2 protein-coding genes are annotated in these 1,996 nt (G+C 33.0%); both read left to right on the top strand.

The window, feature by feature from the left end; translation table 11 throughout:
* Positions 1 to 1,217 (top strand): spore germination protein (locus tag AB3X49_RS22080; protein WP_367964751.1); only part of this gene is annotated, 1,217 nt, incomplete at its 5' end.
* A partial coding sequence (locus tag AB3X49_RS22075; RefSeq protein ID WP_367964749.1) for a Ger(x)C family spore germination protein occupies positions 1,204 to 1,996 on the top strand: 793 nt, incomplete at its 3' end. The genes AB3X49_RS22080 and AB3X49_RS22075, both read left to right, overlap by 14 nt.

The raw sequence follows: 1,996 nt of genomic DNA, 5'->3' as shown, positions 1-1,996 counted from the left end.
TGGTAAATTCGAATGAAACTATCTCTCAGATTATATTTGAAGGTAACCTCCTTATTATTTTTGAAGAATCTAAACATGGATATATAGTTGATATTGCCCAAATACCTACCAGATCGGTTGAACAAACAAATACAGAGATGACCATTCGTGGTGGACGTGATGGATTTGTTGAAGAGTTAAACACAAATATAGGATTAATTAGAAAAAGACTAAAAACGAGTTCTCTTAGTTATGAAGAATTTATTATTGGAGAAAGAACACAAACTAAAGTAGCACTCCTGTATTTAAAAGATGTCGCATCCCAAGATATCATTAATCAAGTTCGATTAAAATTAAGACAAATTAAAATAGACGGGGTTGTTTCAAGTGCACAAATTGAAGAGTTAATCACAAACAATCAATTTAGTGTATTTCCTTTAGTTGAATATACAGGGCGCCCTGATTATGCTGTGAATTGTTTGCTATATGGGCGTTTTATTTTACTGGTTGAAGGGTCACCAACAGCGACAATTGCACCAGTTACATTTCCTTTTTTTGTGAATACATCTGAAGATCAAGATCTTTTCTACATATTCGGTAGCTTTGTACGACTTGTAAGTCTTTTGGGGATAGCAATTTCTATATTTCTTCCAGGAATTTGGATAGCACTAATTACATATCATCCAGATCAGATTCCCTATACGTTGTTAGCTACATTAAGCTTATCAAGAGAAGGGATTCCTTTTCCAGCTCCTTTAGAGGGGATAATTATGATGACCTTATTTGAAATTTTGAGACAAGCAGGATTGCGTGTTCCTGCCGTATTCGGTCAAACATTATCTGTTGTAGGGGGATTAATTATTGGACAAGCTGCTATTAGTGCAGGAATTGTTTCAGCATCTATGGTCATTATAATAGCAATCTCGGTTGTTTCGACATTTGCTTTAACTAATCAGTCAGTAACAGGAATAATAAGTATATTGCGGTATGTAGTATTCTTAGTATCTTCTTTATTAGGCATAGTAGGATTTATCTTTTGTGTCCTTGTGATGGTGATACATGTAGTAAATTTACGCTCTTTTGGAGTTCCATTCTTTACACCATATTCACCCCCTGTGTTTAAAAGTATGCTAGCAGCCACATTTAGACTTCCTTTCACGTATATGAAAAAAAGACCTAAAGAATTGCATACGCAAGATAATACAAGGAAAAGAGAGAGTACCGATGAAGAAAAATAAAAGAATAGTTATATTTCTTCTTATGATGTGTACGTTTCTAACAGGGTGTTGGGATCAAAGAGAGTTGCATCACGTTTTGTATATAAATAGTCTAGGTATCGATTTTAAAGATAATAACTATATCATCCGTCCGCAATTTATTAATTTTTCTAACATAGCTAAACAAGAAGGGAGCACTACCCGTAATTATAGCCAGGCCTATATCGGAAAGGGAAAAGGCCCCATTTTAGATGAGGCAGCATTTGATTTTTATAAGGGTGCTCAACAAGAAATCTCATGGGAGCATCTCAAAACAATTGTTGTAACAGAGAGATTTCTAAAACATGGTGACTTAAATCAATTTAATGATTTTTTTTCTCGGTTTTTTCAATTTCGAGATACTATGTGGATATTTGGAACTAAGGAGCCTTTAGAAAATATATTAGCGAACAATAATATATTAAATATTTCTCAATTATATACAATCATTAATTTACCAAAAGAGATAACCAAGCAATATACAATAATAGATCCTTTACCTTTATATAAATTCCAAAGAAATTATTATGAACCTGGGATGACAACTCGCATTCCATTCTTAGCTACGACTAAAACATATTGGAAAAAAGGACATACATCATTTCCAATGTTAAAATTTAGTGGTTATGGTTTTATAAACGATAAATCCTATATAAATCATTTAAACAGCCATGATATTGCTGGGGTTCGATGGACGGATGAAAATACCAAACGAGCTCCATTACTATTAAAATTTAACAAGAAAATCATTGGACATATAG

This window comes from Bacillus sp. C30 (assembly GCF_040838255.1).
GTDB classification, from domain to species: domain Bacteria; phylum Bacillota; class Bacilli; order Bacillales; family Bacillaceae_G; genus Bacillus_A; species Bacillus_A mycoides.
This window is presented reverse-complemented; position numbering and strand designations above follow the sequence as displayed.